This window comes from Streptomyces gottesmaniae, assembly GCF_031845845.1.
Classification (GTDB): domain Bacteria; phylum Actinomycetota; class Actinomycetes; order Streptomycetales; family Streptomycetaceae; genus Streptomyces; species Streptomyces akebiae.
On record NZ_JAVRFJ010000014.1, the window covers coordinates 183,149 to 205,926 of the forward strand.

At 71.8% G+C, this 22,778-nt stretch carries 13 protein-coding genes and 1 pseudogene; 7 read left to right on the forward strand and 7 right to left on the reverse strand.

Going from position 1 to position 22,778, the window contains the following annotated elements:
* Window positions 1–10 precede the first annotated feature (10 nt).
* The gene (locus RM704_RS18170) at window positions 11–7,099 is read right to left on the reverse strand and encodes a golvesin C-terminal-like domain-containing protein (RefSeq protein WP_052146207.1); all 7,089 of its coding nucleotides are present in this window, start codon (window positions 7,097–7,099) and stop codon (window positions 11–13) included.
* 432 nt (window positions 7,100–7,531) lie between these two features.
* Here RM704_RS18170 and RM704_RS18175 point away from each other — a divergent pair, with 432 nt between their 5' ends.
* The 6 genes from RM704_RS18175 (at window position 7,532) to RM704_RS18200 (ending at window position 14,999) form a co-directional block, all read left to right on the forward strand.
* On the forward strand, window positions 7,532–8,386 hold the full coding sequence (locus tag RM704_RS18175) for an ABC transporter permease (protein ID WP_033529167.1): 855 nt from the start codon (window positions 7,532–7,534) through the stop codon (window positions 8,384–8,386).
* A gap of 77 nt (window positions 8,387–8,463) precedes the next feature.
* Window positions 8,464–9,324 (forward strand): carbohydrate ABC transporter permease, encoded by an 861-nt coding sequence (locus RM704_RS18180; protein WP_033529246.1) that lies wholly within the window; start codon window positions 8,464–8,466, stop codon window positions 9,322–9,324.
* 36 nt (window positions 9,325–9,360) lie between these two features.
* A complete protein-coding gene (locus RM704_RS18185; RefSeq protein WP_033529168.1) occupies window positions 9,361–10,998 on the forward strand; it encodes an extracellular solute-binding protein in 1,638 nt (545 codons plus the stop codon).
* Window positions 10,995–12,218, forward strand: coding sequence for a LacI family DNA-binding transcriptional regulator (locus tag RM704_RS18190; RefSeq protein WP_311590827.1), 1,224 nt, complete (start codon window positions 10,995–10,997; stop codon window positions 12,216–12,218). The genes RM704_RS18185 and RM704_RS18190 overlap by 4 nt, the downstream gene beginning before the upstream one ends.
* A gap of 98 nt (window positions 12,219–12,316) precedes the next feature.
* Window positions 12,317–14,230 carry a DUF2264 domain-containing protein gene (locus tag RM704_RS18195; protein ID WP_033529169.1) on the forward strand — a complete coding sequence of 638 codons (1,914 nt, stop codon included), beginning with the start codon at window positions 12,317–12,319 and terminating at the stop codon, window positions 14,228–14,230.
* Window positions 14,231–14,345: 115 nt separating this feature from the next.
* A complete protein-coding gene (locus RM704_RS18200) occupies window positions 14,346–14,999 on the forward strand; it encodes a hypothetical protein (RefSeq protein WP_033529170.1) in 654 nt (217 codons plus the stop codon).
* Between the two features lie 73 nt (window positions 15,000–15,072).
* On the opposite strand, the gene cobC is transcribed toward RM704_RS18200, so the two are convergent.
* The 3 genes and pseudogenes from cobC to RM704_RS18215 all read right to left on the reverse strand — a co-directional run.
* Window positions 15,073–16,212: an Rv2231c family histidinol phosphate aminotransferase CobC gene (cobC, locus tag RM704_RS18205; protein ID WP_078937247.1), complete on the reverse strand. Its 1,140-nt coding sequence runs from the start codon at window positions 16,210–16,212 to the stop codon at window positions 15,073–15,075.
* Complete coding sequence (locus tag RM704_RS18210) at window positions 16,202–17,140, reverse strand: sirohydrochlorin chelatase (RefSeq protein ID WP_033529171.1); 939 nt, start codon at window positions 17,138–17,140, stop codon at window positions 16,202–16,204. The genes cobC and RM704_RS18210 overlap by 11 nt, the downstream gene beginning before the upstream one ends.
* A 183-nt stretch (window positions 17,141–17,323) precedes the next feature.
* Window positions 17,324–17,689, reverse strand: a pseudogene (locus RM704_RS18215) (cobalamin biosynthesis protein); the annotation flags it as partial.
* A 184-nt stretch (window positions 17,690–17,873) separates the two neighbouring features.
* Between RM704_RS18215 and RM704_RS18220 the strand changes: the two are divergent.
* On the forward strand, window positions 17,874–18,602 hold the full coding sequence (locus RM704_RS18220; protein ID WP_033529172.1) for a ZIP family metal transporter: 729 nt from the start codon (window positions 17,874–17,876) through the stop codon (window positions 18,600–18,602).
* A gap of 92 nt (window positions 18,603–18,694) precedes the next feature.
* On the opposite strand, the gene RM704_RS18225 is transcribed toward RM704_RS18220, so the two are convergent.
* From RM704_RS18225 to RM704_RS18235, 3 genes are read right to left on the reverse strand one after another with little or no spacing between them, the layout of a single operon-like run.
* On the reverse strand, window positions 18,695–20,059 hold the full coding sequence (locus RM704_RS18225) for a cobyrinic acid a,c-diamide synthase CobB (protein ID WP_033529173.1): 1,365 nt from the start codon (window positions 20,057–20,059) through the stop codon (window positions 18,695–18,697).
* A 4-nt stretch (window positions 20,060–20,063) separates the two neighbouring features.
* Window positions 20,064–20,663: a cob(I)yrinic acid a,c-diamide adenosyltransferase gene (gene cobO / locus RM704_RS18230; protein WP_033529174.1), complete on the reverse strand. Its 600-nt coding sequence runs from the start codon at window positions 20,661–20,663 to the stop codon at window positions 20,064–20,066.
* Window positions 20,664–22,736, reverse strand: coding sequence for a putative cobaltochelatase (locus tag RM704_RS18235; RefSeq protein ID WP_033529175.1), 2,073 nt, complete (start codon window positions 22,734–22,736; stop codon window positions 20,664–20,666).
* Window positions 22,737–22,778: the final 42 nt, after the last annotated feature.

Consider the following 22,778-nt stretch of genomic DNA (forward strand, 5'->3'; position numbering starts at 1 on the left):
GGGGCCCGACTCACCTGGCGTTTCCGGTGAACCTCCTCGTCGGCAGCCCCGCCGCCACCACCCACAGCTGCGCACCGGGCGGCAGCGCGTCCTCGATGTTGACGCCACCCCCGTAGGCCCGCCCGCTGCAGAATCCGCAGACACCGCGCGGATGATTGATGTAGAGGACTCCCTGTCCGATCTCGTTCAACCGCATGTACGCGGCGGCCTGCATCTCGACGTGATGGAAGTTCTCGGCGGTCATGCCCGGCACCCGGGCGATGTCGTCGATGAACCCGCCGGAGTTCGGACCACTGGCGAAGGGCACCTCGTCGACCTGGATGTCCAGGATGCCCGAGGTCACCTTGTTCATGGAGGAGACCTCGGCCATGCACTCCTGCCGGCCGACGTTGTGGACGAGGACCGGTGTCGCGCCCGCCAGCACGAAGTAGGTGTGCAGACCGTCGACGGTGAAGTTGTGCACCGTCGCCCGTGCCGACCGCTCCTCGACGGCTGTGACGCGGATCCAGCTGCCGCTGCCCGTGCTCAGCCACTGGCCCGGCCGCAGCTCGCCGGCGTCGACCCACAGACCCAGGTCGGGCCGCCAGAACGGGTGACCGTCGGTGGCCGTGATCGTGGAGGTGCCGTCACCCGCGCGACCGTCGGTGTCGACGGTGATCGTGACCAGCCGCTTGGTGCCGTCACCCTCGATCGTACGGGTGACGGTGCGGCTCTGAGCATCGTCCGTCTCCACGTCGGAGGCGGCGACCCTGTCACCGGTCTCGACGTCCTCGATGGCCTTCGTGGTGCCGTCGGCCATCAGTACCTGGGTGCCCGGGACGAAACTGTTCGCCAGCTGGCAGGCAGCGCCGCTGGCCGGCGGCGTGTCCGGGGCCTTCGGCGGGGCCGGTGCCGGAGCGGGTGCCGGGTTGGCCGGTGCAGGGGCGGGGTCGGCCGGGGCCGGGTCCTTCGGGGTGGTGGGGGCGTCCGGGGTGCCGCCGGTCGGCGGGGTGTCCGCCGCCCGTCCCGCGTCCGCCACGTTGTCCGCCGCCCGGGCCGTGTCGCTCGCCGTGTCGATCGCGTCCAACGCCTTGTCGCCGTACCGTGCCGCCTTCGCCGCCGTCGCCCCGTACCCCGCGAACGGGATCGCCGAGGCGCAGGAGAGGGCCGCGTCGACGTACTCGCCCTCGGCCGCGTACCAGCCGCAGTTGGCCAGGTCCGCGACCTCGCCCACGACCGGGATCAGGCCGACCACGTCCAGGGCGGCGTGGCCGATGTCGGACCAGGAGAGGCCGAACAGGTGGCCGTCGATCTCGATGAAGGAGATCGGGTTGCCGCCGGCGAACGCGTAGCGGTTGCCGGTGTACGGGTCCATGGTCAGACCCATGTCGGCCAGGGCCCCGCCGTACATGTCACGGGTGAGGAAGCGGTTCAGGCCCGGGTCGTAGGTGCGGAAACCCATGTCGTACGTGCCGGACGCCGTGTCGTAGCGCTTCGCGTTGAAGCGGTACGAGTTGTACGGCTCCGCGGCCTCGCCACCCGCGCCCGGCTTGTCCGCGCCCGTGAACTGGGCCGTGTCGTTCTTGCCGTACGCCGTGTAGCCGTACGTGGTCTTGGTGTCGCCGTCCTTGTCGGTCAGCGCCTCCACGTCACCGTGCGGGTGGTAGAGGTACTGCGTGGTCTCCGGGTCCTTGTCCTCCTCGTCCTTGATCTGGGTGAGCTTCTGCCCCCAGGAGGCGTACTGGAAGGACGTGACGCCCTCGTCCGTCACCTCCTCCCGCAGGGAGTTCGAGGTGATGCCCAGGTAGGTGAAGAGGGTGGTCTTCGCGTCGTCGCCGCTGCCGACCGCCTCCTTCACCGTGCGGTCGAACGCGTCGTACGTCAGACGGGTCGTCCGAGCCGCGTCACCGGTGCCCGACGTGATCGACTCCGGACGGTCGAAGCCGTCGTAGCGGTACTTCTGGATCGTCTCGCCGCCGAAGGAGACGGTGTCGAGGCGGCCCAGCGGGTCGTAGTTGTACGTCGAGGACGCGCCGTCCGCCGTGGAGGTCAGGAGGCGGTTGCGGTCGTAGCGGTGGGTGGTGGTCGTGTCGTCGACCGTCTGCCAGACCACGTTTCCGGCCGCGTCGTGCCGGTACTCCTCCGTCTTCTCGTCGTCGCCGGTCTTCGCGACCTTGGCGATGCGGTCCTGCGGGTCGTACGTGTACGCGTACGTGTTGTCGATGGTGGAGCCGTGGTCGTCCGCGTCCATCAGCTTCAGGACGTCCTCGACCTTGTGGCCGTTGGCGTTGTACTTCAGGGCGTGCTCGGCGACGAGGGTGTCGTCGGACTGCCGCTCCGTGGTCTTCTTCGTCGTGCCGTCGAGGTAGTAGTCGACGGTCAGGACGTTGCCGTTCGGCTTCGTCTGTTTCGCCAGCTCGCCCCGGGCCGTGTACTCGACCGAGGTGATCTGGCGGTCGTCCGCCGTCGGCGACGACGCGTTGGTGATGCGCTCGACCCGGTCCAGCGGGTCGTAGTCCAGCTTGCTCCAGGTCAGGTCGTGGGTGGTGGTGAGCGTGTTGCCGTTGGCGTCGTAGGTCAGGGCCGTCTTGTCGCGGACGCTGTCGCCGTCGTGCTCCACCACCTCGGTGAGCTGGTTGAGTTCGTCGTAGGCCAGGGTGTAGCGGTCGGTCTCGACGCCGGGGCTGTTGTCGGTGATCTCGACCTGGTTGCCGTTGGCGTCGTACCGGTAGGAGAAGTCCTTCTTCTCGTTGTCGGTGTCGCCCTCGTAGTCGCGGACCAGCCGGACCGCGTCCGCGACCACCGTGCCGGTCGCCTTGTCGGTGAGGGTGATGGCCTGACCGGTGTCCTCGGCGAAGGCGTACTTGCCCAGGGAGCGCCACTCACCGGGGAGTTCGCTCTGGTCGAGGGTCTTGGTCTCGGTGCCGTCCTTGTGCTTGATCTCGTACGCGGCGTCCTTCGCCGCCCCGTCGACCTTCGGGTACCGGACGTAGACCGTGTAGTCGCCGGCCTGCGGGATCGTCAGCTGCCAGACGAAGCGGTCCTCGCCCGCACCGGGCGCGTGCGTCTGCGCGTCGTAGCCGTACGAGCCCTCGGCGTCGACCGCGGCCCACGTGCCCTGCTGCGCCGTGTTGTTGATGTCGCTGTTGTCGACCAGGGCGACCTGAAGGCCCACCGGGACCCCGTCGTCCGAGCGGGACTTGAGGGCGCCGCTCGGGTAGAAGGAGGAGTTGAGGGTGCGGGAGACCGAATCGCCCGCGCTGCTCAGGGTGTTCTGGATCTGCTGGCCGAGGTCGTTGTACCGGTAGGTGTTCTTGATGTCGAAGGCGTCGACCGACGTCTTGATCCAGCCGGTGTCGAAGTAGGTGTACTCCGTCTCGTTGCGGACGCTTTGGCCCTCGGACGGCGGGGCGCTGACCTTCTTCAGCCTGCTCAGCGCGTCGTACTCGTACGTCGTCCGGTCGGGGGTGTTGTAGCGGTCGTCGTCCGGGTCGAAGGGGCTCAGGGTCTCTTTGACGCGGTTCAGCTCGTCGTAGACGGTTTCGGTGGCGAAGTCCTTCGGGTCCTCGGTCTCCATGCCCCGCGGGGTGATGACCCGGGTCTGGTTGCCGACCTCGTCGTACTCGAAGCGGGTCTTGCGTGTGACGCCGTCGTCGTGCGGAACGTGCGCCTCGACCAGGGCGGCGCGGGCGTCCAGGACCAGCTCGGTGCGGTTGCCGTCCGCGTCGGTGGTGGCGGTGGTCAGACCGTCCCAGTCGTAGGTGCTGGTCGTCGACTTGCCGATCGCGTCGGTGGTCTCCAGCAGCCGGTGGTCCAGGTCGTAGCGGAACTTGGTGGTGTAGTCGTCGGGGTCGTCGGTCTCGTTCTTGCGGGCGTCGACGACCTTCACCAGGTCACCGACGTCGTTGTAGACGGCCGAGGCGCGCTTGCCGGCCGCGTTGACCGCCTCGATCGGCTGGTAGACCTCGTCGTACCTGGTCGTCGAGGTGAAGTCGCCGGGCTCCTCGGTCAGGTTGCCCTTGGGCTCCGTAGAGGTGAGCTGGTTGCCGGCCTTGTCGTACGTGAAGGTCGACACCCGTGCGGGCGCGCCCTCCTCGTCGCCGGGCTGGCTGGACTTCAGCAGCTGGTCGGCGGCGTCGAACTCGCTGGTGCTCGACACCCCGTTGGGGGCGGTGAAGACGAGGGTGTTGTCGTTCCTGTCGTACTGCGGCGCGGGCGTGACGATGAACTCGCCGGCCTGCTGGTCCTTCGGCCTGCGGTTCTCCAGCGGACGCCCGAACAGGTCGTACGTCTGCGTGGTCGTCGCCCCGTCGGCCTCCTCGACCTCGGTGACGTTGCCGCGCACGTCGTACGTCGTCAGCGTGCGGTTGCCGAGGGCGTCGACGATCACCCGCGGATAGCCGGACGGGTCGTAGTCCTCGAACTTCGTGGTGTGCTCGCCCGCGTCGGTCGCGGAGACGAGCCGTCCCCGCGCGTCGTAGGCGTTGGTGGAGGTGTAGTCGTCCGCGGGCTCGCTCTCCACGCCCTTCGGGTCGGTGACCGAGGTCATGTTGCCGCGTCCGTCGTAGCCGAACCGCCAGGTACGGCCCTCCGGGGAGACCCGGCGCACCAGGTCGGCGATATAGCCGTTCTCACCGGTCGCGTAGGTGAGCGTGGCGGCGGGCCGGTCGTTCTTCACCGACTCCGCGTCCCGGCTCTCCAGCGGGTAGCCCGTCTTCGGGTCGTACTTCCAGGTGCGGGCGGCGCCGTTGTTCTCCTCCAGACGCGTGACGTTGTTGTCCGCGTCCCAACCCAGCTTCGTGGTCCGCTTCTTGGCGTCGGTGAGCTTCACCGGACGGCCGTAGCCGTCCATCGACTGGGTGGACGGGTTGCCCTCGGCGTCCGTGACGACCGTCTCGGTCCCCTTGCCGTCATGGCCGTCGGGGTCCTTGTAGTGGTACTCGGTCACACCGCCGAGCCGGTCCGTGACCGTCTTGGTGTACCCCAGGTAGTGCAGCTGGTCCTTGTCGTCGTGCGGGCCGACATAGTCGACCTTCGAGGAGTTGCCGCGAGGGTCGGTGACCTGGACCAGCTTCACGCCGGGGTGGTCGAACTCCTTGCCGTACTCGAACCTGAACACCTTGCGCAGCTTGTCCTCGGCGTTCGCGCCGTCCGTCAGCCGCGCCAGCAGGCCCTTCTCCGTGAAGGTGAGGTCGACCCGGCGCCCGGAGATGTCGGTGACCGACCGAACCTTGTCGATGATGAACGGATTGAGGAGATGCTTGCCCTCCTTCACCTTCCCGTCCTTGTCGACGTACGAGTACGCCTCGCCCTTCTCCCAGTAGTCGACGGTGAGTGTGCGCCTGCCCTCGGCGTCGGTGACGTACTTCAGCAGCTTGGACGGGTGCCCGAGCAGCCGCTCCTCGTACGTGAACTCCATCCGGTTGCCGTTCTTGTCCACCTGGGCGCTCGGAAAGCCCTGGCAGTCGAAGAGGAACCGGGTGCGGTCCGGGCGCAGGAACTCCCAGGCCTCGCGCTGGTGGGGGTGGAGCAGACAGTCCTTCTCCAGCTGCCTGACCCGGAAGTGGACGCCGGCGGGGGAGTCCCACTCGCCCTTCTTGTTCTTGCTGAAGACATGGCTGGTGCCGTCGCCGTCGGTCAGCGTGATCTGCTTGGGCAGCAGCGCGGTGGGGTGGAAGTCCAGCGCAGTGCCCAGCCGGACCGGTGAGGCGGCCTGCAGCGACCAGCCGAAACCGGCCGGAGTGCTGGACGCGTCCTGCGAGTTGTAGGCCAGCCGCAGGAAGGTCGAGAAGCCGAGCGACGGGTTGGAGAAGGCGTTGTACGACCACACCGCGTTGCCCGCGTGAAGATTGCTCATCAGCGCCGAGCCCGCGCCGGTGTTCTTGCCGGCGTACGAGTGGAAGTCCTCCAGACCGAGCTGGTCGGAGGTCGGGTACTCGGCGGTGACCTGGTGCGCGGAGGGCGGCACCCCGTCCGTCTCGGACAGCCAGTCGCCGGTGGCCTTCTCCCGCAGGTCCCACTCCAGGCCGAAGGTGAGCCGCTTGTCGAGCGGGTCGACCAGGACCGGGGCCTTGAGCTCCGCGTCGAAGGTCACCGTCTCGCCCGGCGGCACGTCCTCGGGCAGCGGTGTCGCGTCCTTGTTGAGGAGATGGGTGACGTCCCTGCCGTCCAGTGTCCAGCGGTACGACAGGACGCGCTCGCCCTTCTTCCACACCGTGTCCGTGGTGTTGGTGAGGGTCGCCTCGACGGTGGCCTTCTCGCCGGGGATCATCCGCGCCGGGGTGTACGGCAGGAAGTAGGTCTCCCCCTCGGGGGCGGCGAGCAGCTTCGCCCCTTCGGCGACCTGGCCCAGCGGGGGCAGTTCCACCGTGCGGGCGGGGCCGGCCAGCAGCCTGCCCTGCTGGGTGCGGACGACGATCCGGTAGTGGTAGGTCTTGCCCTTGCCCTTGCCCTTGCCCTTGCCCTTGCCCTTGCCCTTGGTCCTGTCCTCGGCCTCGGCCTTGGTCTTGTCCTTGCCGCCGCCGCCGTCGAGCGCCGGGGGCGCCGTGCGGTCGGCGAAGGTCCGGGTGTCGCGGTCGACGGGGGCGAGGAGGGTCTCGTCGGTCGGGGTGAAGTCCTTCCTCGTGGCGCGGTGGACCTCGTACTCCCGCAGGTCCTTGCCCCGGTACGCGCTCCAGGCGAGGTCGGCGCCGGTGGCGTGTGTGGTACGGGGCGCGGCGATGCGGACGCCGTCGGTGTCGCCCGTGACGCCGCGGTGGGTCAGGGAGGACGAGCCCCGTGAGCGGTCCAGGCCGATGCGGGGCGGTTCCTGGTCGTCGCCCCGGTCGATCTCCTCGCCGTCCTCGTCGTCGCCGAAGAGGCGCTCCAGGACGCCCGGGTCGTCCTCGTCCTCGTCCTCGGCGAGTTCGCTGGCGGGTCTCCAGCCCTCGCGGGGATCGCTGGTGTCGGGTTCGGCCGCGGCCGCGGGTCTCTTCTCGCCGGCTGTGGCGGGAGTGGCGGGGGCGCCGCTGATGATCAGGGCCGTCGCCACGGTGCCGACCAGGGCGGCGCGGAGGCGGAAACGGCGCAGGCGGACGCGGCGGAGGCGGGTACGGACGCGGGTGTGGTCTAAGGCTGCCATGAAGGGCTCCTTGTTCCCCGTGAGCACAGGGGTCGCACAGGAATCGCCGGGCGCAACTGTCTACCAAGGCCCCCCAAAGCCATGTCAATGACATGTCAAATGAAGGGGCGAGTTCCGGACTGCGAACGTTGCGAAGAAGTCCTGTACGGACCGGTGGGGCGGTGTGAAGCCGCGGCGGCGGGTCGGCCGGATCCGGTCACCAGGTCAACGGCCCTTCTGTGTCAGGGCTGTTGACCGGCCATTGAAAACGTTTTAACTTCCCCTCACTCCGACTTCGAGACGTGAGGGGGACCCGTGGCCGTTGTACTACGGGAACGCACAGGTAAAGAGGAGGTTGGACGGGATCGTCGTCGTGCGAACGGCGCACCGCCGGGACGAAAAGGTTTTCAGGGACGGAGGCGAGAACGGGGTTCCCGGGCTCTCCTGCTGCTCATGCTCCCCGGCCTCGCCTACTTCCTCCTGTTCCACTACGGCGCGTTGGCCGGCAACCTCATCGCGTTCAAGGAATACGTCCCGTTCGACGGCATCTGGGGCAGCCCCTGGGTCGGCGTGGACAACTTTCGACGGATGTTCGACGACGGGGCGTTCTGGGCGGCCGTCCTCAACACCCTCTGGATCGCCGTCCTCCAGCTCGTCTTCTACTTCCCCGTGCCGCTCGGCCTCGCCCTGCTGCTGCACAGCCTGACCTTCAGCAGCGTCCGCCGCTTCGTGCAGTCGGTGGCGTACCTGCCGCACTTCATCTCCTGGGTGATCGTCGTCGCCCTGTTCCAGCAGGTGCTCGGCGACACCGGACTGCTCAACTCCTCCCTCGACGGCATGGGGTTGAGCACCGTCGACATCATCGGCAACCCGGACGCCTTCCGGCCGCTCACCGTCGCCCAGGTCATCTGGAAGGACGCGGGCTGGGGCACGATCATCTTCCTCGCCGCCCTCGCCCAGGTCGACGAGCAGCAGTACGAGGCCGCCGCGATCGACGGGGCGGGCCCCTGGCGGCGGTTCTGGCACGTCACGCTGCCCGCCATCCGCCCGGTGATCGTGCTGCTGCTCATCATGCGGCTCGGCGACATCCTCTCCGTCGGCTTCGAGCAGATGCTGCTCCAGCGCGACGCGGTCGGCCCCGAGGCCGCCGAGATCATCGACACCTTCGTCTACTACCAGGGCGTCGTCGGCGGCGACTACGGATTCGCCGCCGCCGCGGGCCTGTTCAAGGGCGTCATCGGCGCGCTGCTCGTGTACGCCGCCAACAAGGTCGCCCACCGTCTCGGCGAACAGGGGGTCTACAAGTGAGCGCCCGCACCGGTGGCACTGCCCGCACCCGTCCCGCCGGGCGCGCCGGCTCCCGTACCGACGTCCGGCCCGGCTGGCTGGAGAAGCCGAAACCGCTGACCCAGGCCGCCAAGGCCGTCGCCCTCGCCGCCGTCGTCCTCCTGGTCTGCGTGCCGTTCCTCGTCATCGTCTCCACCTCCCTCGCCTCCACCGACGAGGTCGTGGCCAACGGCGGCTGGGTCCTCTGGCCGACCGAGCCCAGCCTCGACGCCTACCGCGACATCCTCGACGGCGGCATCGTCACCCACGCCCTCGGCGTCAGCGCGGGGGTGACGGCCGTCGGCACCCTGCTCAGCCTGGCCTGCACCGTCACCCTCGCCTACGCGCTCTCCCGCCCCGGGGTCCTCGGAGGCCGGCCGGCCCTGCTGCTCATCCTGTTCACGTTCCTCTTCCCACCCGGCATGATCCCGAGCTTCCTGCTGGTCAAGGAGCTGGGCCTGCTGGACAGCTACGCCTCCCTGGTGCTGCCCGTCCTCGTCAACGTCTTCAACCTCGTCGTCCTGCGCGGCTTCTTCCAGGGCATCCCCGAGGAGCTGTACGAGGCCGCCCGGCTCGACGGCGCGGGGGACTGGCGGGTGCTGTTCTCCGTCGTCCTGCCGCTGTCCAAGGCCGCGCTCGCCGTCGTCGGGCTGTTCTACGCGGTGGCGTACTGGAACTCCTGGTTCTACGCCTCGCTCTACCTGGAGAGCGACCACTGGCCCCTCCAACAGGTCCTGCGCACCTATGTGGTGGCCGGCTCCGGGCTCACCGACGCGACGACCGGAGAGGGCACGGTCACCGCGCCCCAGACCGTGCAGATGGCGGTGCTGGTGATCGCCACCGTACCGATCCTGCTCGTCTACCCCTTCCTCCAGAAGTACTTCACCAAGGGCGTGCTCACCGGCGCCATCAAGAGCTGACCCACGCCGATTCAGGCCGACACGAGGGGTTCACCCATGCCCAGCATGTCCCGACGCACTCTGCTCGGTTCCCTGGCCGCCGCCTCCGTCCCGGGCGTGCTGACCGCCTGCTCCACGAGCTCCGGCGACAGCGACGTCTCCAACGCGGGCAAGAAGCTCGCGCCCTGGCCGACGTACACACCCGCGCGGGGCCCCAAGCCGGACCTCGCGCCCACCGAGGCCGGCGTCCAGGCGGGCTACACCGCCTACCCCGCCGACCTCGCCAGATCCGTCTCCCGCACCCCGGGCGACGGCTCCACGGTCAAGGTGCTGTCCGTGTCGTTCGGCACGCCCCCGAAGCCCGCCTCCGCCAACCGGTTCTGGGCGGCCGTCGAGAAGGCCCTCGGGGTGAAGATCGAGTACACGATCGTCCCCCAGGCCGACTACCAGAAGAAGATGGCGACGGTGATGGCGGGCGACCCGGACACCCTGCCGGACATCATCAACGTCTTCTCCGGCTTCGTCCTGCCCCGCGAGGCCGAGTTCGTCCGGCGCCGGGCCGAGGACCTCACGCCGTACCTCTCCGGCGACGCGATCGGCGCCTACCCGAACCTGGCCAACATCCCCACCCACGCCTGGCGGGACATGGGCCGCATCGGCGGCCTCCTCTACGGCATCCCGCTGGAGCGCCCGCTGCCCGGCTCCACGCTCTGGCTCAACCAGGGCATGTTCACCGACGCGGGCATGCGGGAGGGCTGGAGCGCCGACGACTTCGCCGCCGTCGCGAAACGGGCCACCGGCGGGCGCGCCTACGCCCTCGGCGCCGCGGCCGGCTCCCTCTTCGGCAACGCCGTCCACGCGGCGGCCCACAACGCCCCCATGGAGTGGTCCGTGACCAAGGGCGGCGCCTTCGAGCCCGCCTGGGCCGACGAGCGCTTCAAGGCGGCCATCGCCTTCCAGGCACGGCTGCGCCAGGACGGCTCGTACCACCCCGACGCCACCTCCGTCTCCCAGATCGACCTGACCACGCTCTACTACAACGGCACGGTCGGCTCGATGCAGGACGGCTTCGGCGCCTACCTCCCCAAATACCGCGAGAGCAAGGGCAAGTTGACCCCCGCGGCCGCCCTGCCGTACAGCGTCGGCGGTGAGCCCGGCGGAATCGTCGCCGCCCGTCGCTCCTTCGGCTACACGGTCCTGAAGAAGGCGAAGAAGGAACGGATCGAACTGCTGCTGCGCATCCTGGACTATCTCGCCGCGCCCTTCGGCAGCGAGGAGTGGGAACTCGTCCACTACGGCGTCGAGGGCACCCACTTCACCCGCGCCAAGGACGGCTCCCCGCAGGTCAGCAAGGTCGGCGAGGTCGAGAACAACACCAACCTGCCGCTGAAGTACCTCGCCGAAGGCCCGCAGGTGCTGTTCGTACCGGGCATGCCGGACGCCGTACGGGCCCTGCACTCCTGGCAGCGCGAGGTCGTGCCGCACGCCATCCGCAACGCCTCCTTCGGGCTCCAGTCGGCCACCAAGAACTCCCAGGGAGCCACGCTCAAGGCCCTCGTCGAGGACACGATCACCGGCATCGTCGCCGGGCGGCTCCCGCTCTCGGAATGGGACGCGACCGTGAAGAAGTGGCGGCAGCGGGGCGGCGACAGAATGGCCGAGGAGTTCGCGAAGGACTACGCGGCCAACACATGAGCGACGGCCTGCGGCCGACGGCAGCGGAACAGGAGACGCGGGGGATGGGGAACGACATGGCGTCCGAGGAGACGGAACTCAAGGCCCCGGCGCGGAAGGAACCGCTCTCCGGGGCGCCGGGCCCCGAGGAGACGGAGCCCAAGGACCCGGCGGCCAGAGGCCGGGTCACGATCCGGGAGGTCGCCGTGCGGGCGGGGGTGTCGACAGCCACCGCCTCCCGCGCGCTCAGCGGCAACCATCCGGTGCCCGCCACCACCCGGGCCCGCGTCCTGCGCGCCGCCCGCGACCTCGACTACGTCGCCAACGCGCACGCCCGCGCCCTGGTCGGCGGCGGCCGCAAGATGGCCGCCGTCGTCGTCCGCCAGGTCACCAGCCCCTTCTACGCCCAGGTCGCCGAGGGCGTGGAGGCGGAGGCCGCCGACCGGGGCTGGCTGTGCGTGGTCGGCGCGACCGGGGGAGACCCGCAGCGGGAGATGGACTTCGTACGGCTGATGCGCGAGGAGGGGGCGCGGCTGGTGATCCTGGTCGGCGGGGTCGTCGAGGACGACGCGTACCGCTCGCGCGTGGCCCAGTACGCGCAGGCCCTGGACGCCTCCGGGGCCCGGCTCGTGCTGTGCGGGCGGCCGGCCCCCGATCCCGCGATCCCGGCGCTGGTCGTCGAGTTCGACAACGAGGCCGGCGCGCGGGCGATCACCGGGCACCTGCTGTCGGCCGGACACCGCCGGATCGTCTTCCTCGGCGGGCTGCCCGGGAACACGGCGCTCGACGCCCGCGTCGCGGGCTACCGGGCCGCGCTGGCGGAGCACGGGCTGCCGCCCGAGGCCGCGCGGGTCGTGAACTGCGGCCTCGGCCGCCCTGCGGGGCTCCGCGCGATGACCGAACTACTCAAGGAGACACGGGAGTTCACGGCCGTCTTCGCGGGGGACGACATGGTCGCGGCGGGGGCGCTCCGCGCGATCGCCGAATCCGGGCTTCGGGTTCCCGACGACATCTCGGTGGTCGGGTACAACGACATCCCGCTGGCCGAGGACTTCGATCCGCCGCTCACGACGGTGCGCACCCCGGCGGAGGAGCTGGGGCGGGCGGCGGTGCGGATCGCTCTGCGGGATCCCGAGCGGGGGGTAGGGGGGCGGCATGTGCTGGGCACGCACATCGTCGTGCGGCGGAGTGTGGCTCCGCCGGTGGCTCCGCCGGTGGCTCCGCCGAGGGGGCCGTCGTGACAGTGCGGGTTGTTCGCGGCTGGTCGCGCAGTTCCCCGCGCCCCTGACGGGGCGCGCACCGCTCTCTGTCCACAACTCACCGGAGGTCGCGACCCCGTATGACCGCGCCGCACATGTCACCCGCCGACACCTCGACGCTTCCGCCCACCGACTCTCTCCTCTCCCCCCTCACGGGCTGGACCCGTGCCCACTGGGAGGCGCTCGCCGACCGGCTGCTCGAAGGGATCGTGCCCTATGCCTCACCCGGCCTGGCGCAGTACCGGCTGCCCGGGCGGGCCAGCCACTCCGGCCCCTTGTCCGACGGGCTGGAGGGATTCGCACGGTCCTTCCTGCTCGCCGCCTTTCGGATCGCGGGCTCGCGGGGGCGGGTCGGGCCCGCGCTGATCGAACGGTACGCGGCCGGGCTCGCCGCCGGGACCGACCCCGCCGGCGGTGACGAGCGGTGGCCGGCGATCACGGACCGGGCGCAGCCCATGGTGGAGGCCGCGTCGATCGCGATCGCCCTGCACGAGACCCGTCCCTGGCTGTGGGACCGGCTCGACGACGGGGTGCGCGGCCGGGTCGCCGACTGGCTGGGCGGGTTCGTCGGCGCGGACGTCAACGACTCCAACTGGCGGCTCTTCCAGGTGATCACGGAGGAGTTCCTCGCCTCGGTCGGCGCCCCGCACAGCCGCGCCGAGATCGACGCGGGCCTCGCCCGGCTGGAGGACTGGTACCGGGGCGGCGGCTGGTACACCGACGGCGACGGGCGGAAGTTCGACTACTACAACGGCTGGGCGCTGCACCTGTATCCGGTGCTGTGGGCGCGGATCGCGGGTCCACGGGCGGACGCGGCGGCGGTGGCCCGGCACCGCGGGCGGCTGCGCGAGTTCCTCGCCGCCCACCAGCACTTCTTCGGCGCCGACGGGGCTCCGGTCCACCAGGGCCGCTCCCTCACCTACCGTTTCGCGACCACCGCCCCGCTGTGGGCGGGCGCCCTCGCCGACGCCACACCCCTGCCGCCGGGCCGGACCCGTCGGCTCGCCTCCGGGGCCCTGAGGCACTTCGCTGAGCGGGGGGTGCCCGACGAGCGGGGCCTGCTCACCCTGGGCTGGTACCGGCCCTTCCTCCCCGTCACCCAGCGCTACTCGGGCCCCGCCTCCCCGTACTGGGCGAGCAAGGCCTTCCTCGGCCTGCTCCTGCCCGAGAGCCACCCCGTGTGGACCGCGCGGGAGGAGCCCGCGCCGATCGACACCGCCGACACCACGCTCGCCCTGCCCGGCCCCGGCTGGCTGCTGCACACCACGGCCGCCGACGGCCTCGTACGGCTCGTCAACCACGGCAGCGACCGGCTGCCGCCCCCGCCCGCCACCGCCGACGACAGCCCGCACTACGCCCGGCTCGCCTACTCCAGCGCCACGGCACCGGAGACCCCGACGGGCCCCGACAACCACCTCGCCCTGCTCGCACCCGACGGCACACCCTCCCCCCGAGGCCGTATCCGTCCCCTGGGCACCGAGGGCCGCCGCGCCGCGTCCCGGTACGGCGGCGAGGACGGCGACGGGATCGAGACGGTCAGCGTGGTGCACGGCCCCTGGGAGGTGCGGGTGCACCGTGTCCACGCGCCGGCCGGCACGCCCGTACGCGAAGGGGGCTGGGCCGTGGCCGACGGCGACGGGCCGCCCGAGGGGACGTCCGGCCCGGGCTGGGCGCTGGCCCGCCGCGCGGACGGCCTGACCAGCGCGCTGGTGGGCCTGCACGGCTGGGGCGACGGCCCCGGAAGGGTCGTGGGGGCCGTCGGGACGAACGCCTACGGGCACCACTCGGCGACGCCCGTCCTCGAAGGACGGACGGCGCCCGGCGGGACCGAATCCCTCCTGGTCACCCTCGTCCTGCTCAGCGGCGACCCGCACACGCCGCACACCGGCGCGAGCGCCGGGGTCGACGCCCACGGAGGCGTGGACATCCGCTTCCCGGACGGCACCCGTGAGTCGGTCCGCGGGACCCAGACGCCGTACGGGCGACCCCACTGACACTCCCTCAGGGGCAGTGCCCGAAGTGACAATGTCGGGGGAACCTGTGAACTCCCTAGCTTGGTGGCGCACCGCACGTCCGTCCCAGACGTCCGTCCGACACCAGGGAGATCCAGTGCTCACCCGCTCACCCCTCATCCGCAAGCTGTCGAACCTGGCGGTCGCGGGGGCCGCCATGCTCGCGGTCCTCGCCCCGGCCGGCGTCGCGTCCGCCCACGGCGACGCCGCCGTCGTGAAGAAGAGCCGGGCGACGGTCGCGGAGAAGAACACCGGGGCCGCGTCCGCCGTGAAGCTCCGCAAGCTCTACGACTGGCGCTTCCACGTGAAGCCCAACAACGCCAAGTACATCGGCCGCCCCTGGAGGGCCAGTGAGCCGATGCAGGAGCTGAAGCGGTGCTTCAACTGCACGTTCCCGGTGAAGAACGCGCCGAAGAAGTACCCCAAGGAGGGCCAGCTGATCAAGCTGAAGGCCTGTGCGGCCGGGCCCTTCGGCTGCCGGAACGCGCCGGTGAAGTTCTACACGAAGGGCATGAAGAACGGCTGGTACTTCGTCGCGCAGAAGGGCCACTTCGACGGCGCCGGCTCCAAGGTCTACTTCCAGTTCTACAACGAGAAGAAGACCGGCTACCTGATGCTCCACGTCTGGGCCCACGTCGCCAAGCCCTCCGTGCCGGACAGCGTCAACAAGTCGTTCGCGCGCGGCAAGTGGCAGGACTTCAACCACAAGATGGGCGTCAAGATGCACTGCAAGCACAGCTCGCAGTGCTGACCCCCGCAGCGCTGACGCCGTAGCACCCGAACCACCCGGCTCGTTCCGCCGGCGGACCGCCGAGCCCCTCCGCTCAGCGGTCCGCCAGCGTCATCGCCCGGTCCAGCGCCTGGAGGAAGCCGTTGACCGTGCTCCGGTCACGGACCGCCAGGCGCAGCCACGCGTCGTCCAGCCCCGGGAAGGTGTCACCGCGGCGGACGGCGAAGCCGAGACTGCGCAGATGCCGGCGTACGGCGGTCGCGCGGGGCAGCCGGATCAGCACGAACGGGCCCTCGGCGGGCTCGGCCACGACCAGGCCGTCGGGGGCGAACTCCTGCAGCCCGGCGACCAGATGGGCCCGGTCGGCGACGAGGCGACCGGCCGCCTCGGCCGCCTCCGCCAGCGCCCGGTCCGAGACACACGCCTCGGCCGCCGCGAGGGCGGGCGTCGACACCGGCCACAGCGGCTGGGCCCGCTCCAGCTCGGCGATCGTCCCGGGCGCGGCGAGGACGTAACCGATCCGCAGCCCGGCCAGCCCCCAGGTCTTGGTGAGGCTGCGCAGGACGACGAGGCCGGGCACGTCCGTCCGCCCGGCCAGCGCCTCGCGCTCACCCGGCACCGCGTCCATGAACGCCTCGTCGACGACCAGCGTCCGCCCCGGCCGGGCGAGTCGGGCGAGGCACTCCGCCGGGTGCAGCACCGACGTCGGATTGGTCGGGTTGCCTACGACCACCAGGTCCGCGTCCTCCGGTACGGCCGCCGGGTCCAGCCGGAAGCCGTCCGACTCCCGCAGCAGCACCCGGTCCACGGTGTGCCCGGCGTCCCGCAGCGCGGCCTCGGGCTCGGTGAACTGCGGGTGCACGACCACCGGGTGACGGACCTTCAGGGCGCGGGCGAGCAGCACGAACGCCTCGGCGGCGCCCGCCGTGAGCAGGACCCGCTCGACCGGCAGCCCGTGCCGGGCCGCCACCGCCGCCCGCGCGGCCCGTCCGTCGGGGTAGGCGGCCAGCCCGGCCAGCGACCCGGCTATCCGCTCACGCAGCCAGGCGGGCGGTGTGTCGGCCCGGACGTTCACGGCGAGGTCGATGAGCCTCGCCCCGTCGTCCCGCACCTCGGCGTCGCCGTGATGGCGCAGGTCATGACCCGCGTTCGACGGGTCGTCACCCGTGTGCGACGGGCCATGACGGGTGTTCCGCAGGTCGTGCCTGCTCCCGGAGTCGGATTCAGTGTGCATGGGAGTGCGTGTGTCCCCAGTGGTGTCGATCGTGACCGTGGTGCCCGTCGTCGTCCGGACGGGCGTGTGGCTGTCGCGGCAGCCCCGGGCTGTTCCCGCCGGGCGGAGTGCCGCCGGGTACGGAGGCGTCGTGGGAATCGCGGTTCATGTACGGGTCGCCCTCCAGCGCCTCCCGGTACCGCTCAACGATCAGATCGAGCAGCTCCGGCTCCGGGCCGATGACATCGGCCGACCGTACCGCGATCTCCGGACGTGCGGCAGCCCAGCCCTCGGTCTGCTGCCGCACCCGGTCGGCCGGCCCGCCGTCGAGCGGGAAGTACGGCAGGACGACGATCCGCCGCGCGCCCAGCCGCACACACCGGTCGAGACCGCTCGGCACGTCCGGCGCGGCCATCGAGACGAACGCCGTCTCCACACCCGCGTACCCGCGCCCCTCCCACAACAACCGGGCAGCCCGGTGCACCTCGGCGTTGGCCCCGGGGTCCGTGGACCCGTACCCGACGAGCAGGACGGTGACATCGGCCCGGTCGCCCGGGGCCCTCGGCGAGGGCGACCCCAGAGCCTCCTCCACCCGTCGCTCCAACAGGCTCAGCAGCGTGGGGTGCGGGCCCGGGGGACGGCCGCGCCCGTGCGACACCTCCGGGTGCCGCTCCCGCACGCGGTCCAGCGCCGCCTCGACGTCCGCCTCGGCACGCCCGGCGGGCTCCCATGCCAGCGGGACCACGACGAACCGCCGTGCCCCGTGCTCCACGAGCGCGGTCACGGCCTCGCCCAGCGGCGGCCGGAACGGCTCGACGAAGCCGCCCCCGACGGGCAGCCCGGGGTGGCGGCGCCCCAGCTCGCGCAGTAAGTCGCGGAACACCTCGGCCCCGGCATCGTCCCGGGTTCCATGACCGGCGATGAGCAGGGCGGGCGGCGGGGTGGTCACGGTGTCTCCTCGAAGGCGGAAGGGGTGGTGCGGGTGCGGGGGGCAGGTCGGCGGCGGTCACCGTCATGGTGTCGTTCGACGGCCATGGTCGTGGTCACGGCCACGGTCGTGATCGTGATCGTGACCACGACGATCATCATGCCCACTGCCACCGCGTCCGGCGAAGCCAGGGTTCGCCGTCGCGACGGCACAGGTCACCCTCCCGGGCCGCCCGTCCACCGGCGCCGACTTCCGCTTCGGCACGAGGAGTTCACCCCCGCCGACGAGCGCGGCGGCCTCCGCGACGGACGGAGTGCCGACGGAGGCGAGGGCCACGCCGGAGGGGTTCGGCACCGCCACGCCCGCCAACTCCCCGGCGGAGCGGGTGACCAGGGGGACGCCGAGCCGTTCGGCGGCCCGGACGAGCCCGGGTTCGCCGGCCCTGGCCTCGACGGTGACGAGCGCGACGACCGCCTCGGCGGAGAGTCCCGCATCCCGCAGGGTCCCCTCGACCAGGGCGAGGACCTCGGCCACCGGCACACCTCGGGAGGCGCCCACACCGACGAGGAGCGGGCCGGACACAGGGTCAGCCACAGCCGCGCCCCTCAAGGAGGGCGGGGCCGTGACATGTGCGGCTCCGCCGCGTGGGCGGGACCAGCCAACGGAGACGCGCGGCCGAAACCCGGTCCCCTCCCTCCTCACTCCCTCGGGGCGCCGCAGCCAAGAGCCCCACCTCTTCCGGTAGCAAGGAGCCATGGCGGTCTTCGTGGCACTCGGCGCGTTCCTGATGACGCTGCTCGGCGGCTGGACGGCGCAACGCGTGACGGACCGCCGTCACCTGGTGCTGGGCCTGGCCGGCGGTCTGATGCTGGGCGTGGTCGGCCTCGATCTGCTCCCCGAGGCGCTGGAGGCGGCGGGCGACGAGATCTTCGGCGTACCGGCGGCCCTGCTGCTGTTCGTCGCCGGGTTCCTCCTGGCCCACCTGGTGGAACGCCTGCTGGCCGTCCGCCAGGCGGCGCACGGTGCGGAGGAGAACAACGGCCGTACGCCCCAGGTGGGTCTGACGGCCGCGGCCGCGATGGTCGGACACAGTGCCATGGACGGTGTCGCGATCGGCGCGGCGTTCCAGATCGGCGAGGGCATGGGCATCGCGGTCGCGCTCGCGGTGATCGCCCATGACTTCGCGGACGGCTTCAACACGTACACGCTCACCAGCGTCTACGGCAACGCCCGCCGCCGCGCGCTGGCGATGCTGTTCGCGGACGCGGCGGCCCCGGTGGTGGGAGCCGCCTCCACGCTGCTGTTCACGATCCCGGAGGGCCCGCTCGGCTGTTATCTCGGTTTCTTCGGCGGCGCCCTGCTCTATCTCGCCGCCGCGGAGATCCTCCCCGAGGCCCACCACGAACACCCGGCCCACTCCACGCTGCTGTGCACGATCGGCGGGGCGGCCTTCATCTGGCTGGTGGTGGGCGTGGCGGAGTGAGCGGGCCGGCCCACCGGCCGACCGGCGGCCCGTGACGCACGGCGGACCGCTCATGACACTCGGCAAACCGCTCGGGACGCCCCCCGGACCGCTCATGACGCCCGGCATCTCTCCACGAACCGCCGTGCGACACCGGGCTCCCCGGCCCAGTGGGTGTGCAGATAGCTCGCGTGCACCCCTCCCTGCACGAATCCCTCGACCCTGGGCCGAGGGGACCGTATCCCCCAGGCGGGAGCGGGCCCGGCCCCCGGCTCGACGACCGTCCGGTGGAACTCGTGGGCCCGCATCCGCGTCCCGGCCGACGCGAGCACACTGTCGCCCACGGCCACCGCGTCCCGGTACCCGAGGGTCAGCCGCTCGTCCATCCGCGCCGTCGCGTCGAGCACGCCGCACATGGGGCGCCCTTCCAGCTCCCGGCAGAGGTAGAGGAGACCGGCGCACTCGGCGGCCACCGGAGCCCCGCCGAACGCCAGCTCGGCCACGGCCTTGCGCAGCGGCTCGTTGGCGGACAGCTCGGCGGCGTACATCTCGGGGAACCCGCCGCCGATCACCAACCCGCGCGTCCCATCAGGCAGTTGCTCGTCACGCAGCGGATCGAAGACGACCACCTCGGCACCGGCGGCGGTCAACAGCTCGGCGTGCTCGGCGTAGGAGAAGGTGAACGCGGGCCCCCCGGCCACGGCGACGACCTCCCGCCTCCCCGTGGCCGCGACGGGCGGCTCCCACACGGCCCCCGACAGCGCCCCCGCGCTGCGGGCGAGCGCGACCAGCGCCTCCAGATCGCACCCGGCCCGCACCTGCGCGGCCATCGCCGCCACGGCCTCCAGCGCGGCGGCCTGCCGCTCGGCGACGGGGACCAGTCCCAGATGCCGGGACGGGGTGTCCACCTGCGGAGCCCGCCGCAGCACCCCCAGCACGGGCACCCCGGTCGACTCCAGGGCGTCCCGCAGCAGTTCCTCGTGCCGGTCCGAGGCGACCTTGTTGAGGATCACGCCCCCGATCCGCACCTCGGGATCCCAGGAGGCGAACCCGTGCACCAGCGCGGCCACCGACCGCGACTGCGACGACGCGTCCACGACCAGCACCACCGGCGCCCGCAGCAGCTTCGCCACGTGCGCCGTGGACGCCAGCTCGCCCTGCCCCGAGGCGCCGTCGAACATCCCCATCACACCCTCGACGACGGCGATGTCGCACCCGCGCGCCCCATGCGCGAAGAGCGGCGCGATCAGCTCCGGCCCGCACAGGTACGCGTCGAGGTTCCGCCCCACCCGCCCGCTGGCGAGCGCGTGGTAGCCGGGGTCGATGTAGTCCGGCCCCACCTTGTGCGGGGACACGGCGAGCCCCCGCTCGGTCAGCGCGGCCATGAGACCCGTGGCCACGGTGGTCTTGCCGCTGCGCGACGAGGGCGCGGCGATCACCAGCCGGGGGACGGAGGGGACCGAGGTGTAAGAGGTCACGATGTCACCACTCGATGCCCCGCTGGCCCTTCTGGCCCGCGTCCATGGGGTGCTTGACCTTCGACATGTCGGTCACCAGGTCCGCGAAGTCGACGAGCTTCTCGGGCGCGTTCCGTCCGGTGATCACCACGTGCTGGGTCCCGGGCCGGTTCCGCAGCACGTCGATGACCTCGTCGGTGTCGATCCACCCCCAGTGCAGCGGGTACGCGAACTCGTCCAGCACGTAGAGCTTGTACGTCTCGGCCGCCAGGTCCCGCTTGACCTGCTCCCAGCCCTCCCGGGCCTTGTCCTCGTTGTCCATCTGGCCGTCGCGCTGCACCCATGACCAGCCCTCACCCATCTTGTGCCAGTCCACGGACCCGCCCTCACCGGACGCCCCGAGCACGCGCAGCGCGTTCTCCTCACCGACCTTCCACTTCGCCGACTTGACGAACTGGAACACCCCGATCGGCCACCCCTGGTTCCAGGCGCGCAGCGCGAGCCCGAAAGCGGCGGTGGACTTCCCCTTGCCGATTCCCGTGTGCACGAAGACCAGCGGACGATTCCTGCGCTGACGGGTCGTCAGTCCGTCGTCCGGTACGACACTCGGCTGTCCCTGCGGCATCTAAGCGGCCCTCCTCGGTGTGTTCTGCGTCCCCTGCGTGCGCTGCGTCCCCTGCACATCCCGGACGAGCCCGGCGATGGAGTCCGCACGCAGTTCGTCCAACGTCACCGCCGTACCGCCCAGTTCACCCGCCAGCTGCCCGGCGAGCCCCAGCCGGACATGGCCCGACTCGCAGTCGATCACCACGGACGCGTGGCCCGCGGCCGCGAACAGCCGTGCCGCCCGCCCGGCGAGCGCGACGGGCTCCGGCCCACCGGTCGCCCGGCCGTCGGTGACCACCACGACCAGCGGGCGGCGCGCGGGGTCCCGCAGCCGCTCCACCCGCAGCACGTCGTGCGCCTTGAGCAACCCGGCCGCCAGCGGTGTCCGCCCGCCCGTCGGCAGCGACTCCAGCCGGGCCGCCGCCGCGTCCACCGACGAGGTCGGCGGCAACGCCACCTCGGCGGCCGAGCCCCGGAACGTCACCAGGCCCACCTTGTCCCGCCGCTGGTAGGCGTCGAGCAGCAGCGACAGCACCGCGCCCTTCACGGCACCCATCCGCTGCCGTGCCGCCATCGACCCGGAGGCGTCGACCACGAACAGCACGAGGTTGCCCTCCCGCCCCTCCCGGGTCGCCTGCCGCAGATCGTCACGCCGTACCACCAGCCCCGGCCCGGACCGCCCCCGTGTCCGCTGATGCGGCGCGGCGGCCTGCACCGTGGCCGCCAGATGCAGCTTGGTCAGCGTGCCACGCGGCCTGCGCGCCCCGGTCGTGCGCCCGTGCTCGGTCCGGGCGCGCGAACGCCGCCCGGCGGCACCCTCCCCGAGCCCCGGCACGCTGAGCACCTTCGTACGGAACGGCTCGGCGGCCCGCACGGCGGACTGCTCCCCGGCGGCGGGTGCCTGCGCCGGCACACCCTCGCCGGACTCGGGCTGCGCGCCCCCGTCGCCGCCCTGCGGTCCGTCGGACTCGGGAGCGGGCGGCCGCCCACCCCCACCGGGCCCGTCGGGATCGGGATCGGGATCGTCGTCCTGCGGGTCCTGCGGGTCCTGCGGGTCCTGCGGGTCCTGTGCGCCTTGCGGCGGTTCCGCGAACTCCTCCAGCGTCTCGTCGAGTTTGTCCTCGTCGAGCCCCGGCGCGTCGAACGGGTTCCGGCGACGCCGGTGCGGCAGCGCGAGCAGCGCCGCCCGGCGCACATCCTCCGCGAGCACCTCGGTCCGGCCGTTCCACGCCGCCAGCGCGGTCGCGGTCCGGGCCATCACGATGTCGGCCCGCATCCCGTCCACCTCGAAGGCCGCGCAGGTCGCCGCGATCTGCCGCAGCGCACCGTCGCCCAGCACCACGGACGGCAGCAACTCCCGCGCCGTGACGACCCGTTGCCGTACGTCGGCCTCCTCGTCCGCCCAACGGGCCGCGAAACCGGCCGGGTCGTCGTCGTAGGCGAGCCGCCGCCGGACGACCTCCACCCGCTGGTCCGGCTCCCGCGAGGCCGCGACCTCCACGGTCAGCCCGAACCGGTCGAGCAACTGCGGCCGCAGCTCGCCCTCCTCGGGGTTCATCGTCCCGACCAGCAGGAACCGCGCGGCATGCCGTACCGAGACGCCCTCGCGCTCCACGTACGAGGCGCCCATCGCGGCCGCGTCGAGCAGCAGGTCGACGAGGTGGTCGTGGAGCAGGTTCACCTCGTCGACGTAGAGGATGCCCCGGTGCGCGTCCGCGAGCAGCCCCGGCTCGAACGCCTTCACGCCCTCGGACAGCGCCCGTTCGATGTCGAGGGCGCCGACGAGCCGGTCCTCGGAGGCACCGACGGGCAGTTCGACCATCCGCGACGGCCGGGTCTCGAACGCCGGCTCGTGCGGCCCGTCCGGACACGCCGGGTCCGGCTTCACGGGATCGCAGGAGAAGCGGCAGCCGACGACGACCTCCACCTCCGGCAGCAGCGCCGCGAGCGCCCGCACGGCGGTGCTCTTCGCGGTGCCCTTCTCGCCGCGCACCAGCACACCGCCGACGGCCGGCGACACCGCGTTCAGCAGCAGCGCGAGGCGCAGGTCGTCCTGGCCGACGACGGCCGTGAACGGAAAAGGAACACTCACTTTGCGTCGCCCTCCAAGTCACCCTCCGGCAGCGGGCGGTTG

Bases quoted from the DNA above. Each gene is read 5' to 3' on its own strand.
- RM704_RS18170 (WP_052146207.1), bottom strand. From the start codon at position 7,099: ATGGCAGCCTTAGACCACACCCGCGTCCGTACCCGCCTCCGCCGCGTC.
- RM704_RS18175 (WP_033529167.1), top strand. From the start codon at position 7,532: ATGCTCCCCGGCCTCGCCTACTTCCTCCTGTTCCACTACGGCGCGTTG.
- RM704_RS18185 (WP_033529168.1), top strand. From the start codon at position 9,361: ATGCCCAGCATGTCCCGACGCACTCTGCTCGGTTCCCTGGCCGCCGCC.
- RM704_RS18190 (WP_311590827.1), top strand. From the start codon at position 10,995: ATGAGCGACGGCCTGCGGCCGACGGCAGCGGAACAGGAGACGCGGGGG.
- RM704_RS18195 (WP_033529169.1), top strand. From the start codon at position 12,317: ATGACCGCGCCGCACATGTCACCCGCCGACACCTCGACGCTTCCGCCC.
- cobC (WP_078937247.1), bottom strand. From the start codon at position 16,212: ATGCACACTGAATCCGACTCCGGGAGCAGGCACGACCTGCGGAACACC.
- RM704_RS18220 (WP_033529172.1), top strand. From the start codon at position 17,874: ATGGCGGTCTTCGTGGCACTCGGCGCGTTCCTGATGACGCTGCTCGGC.
- cobO (WP_033529174.1), bottom strand. From the start codon at position 20,663: ATGCCGCAGGGACAGCCGAGTGTCGTACCGGACGACGGACTGACGACC.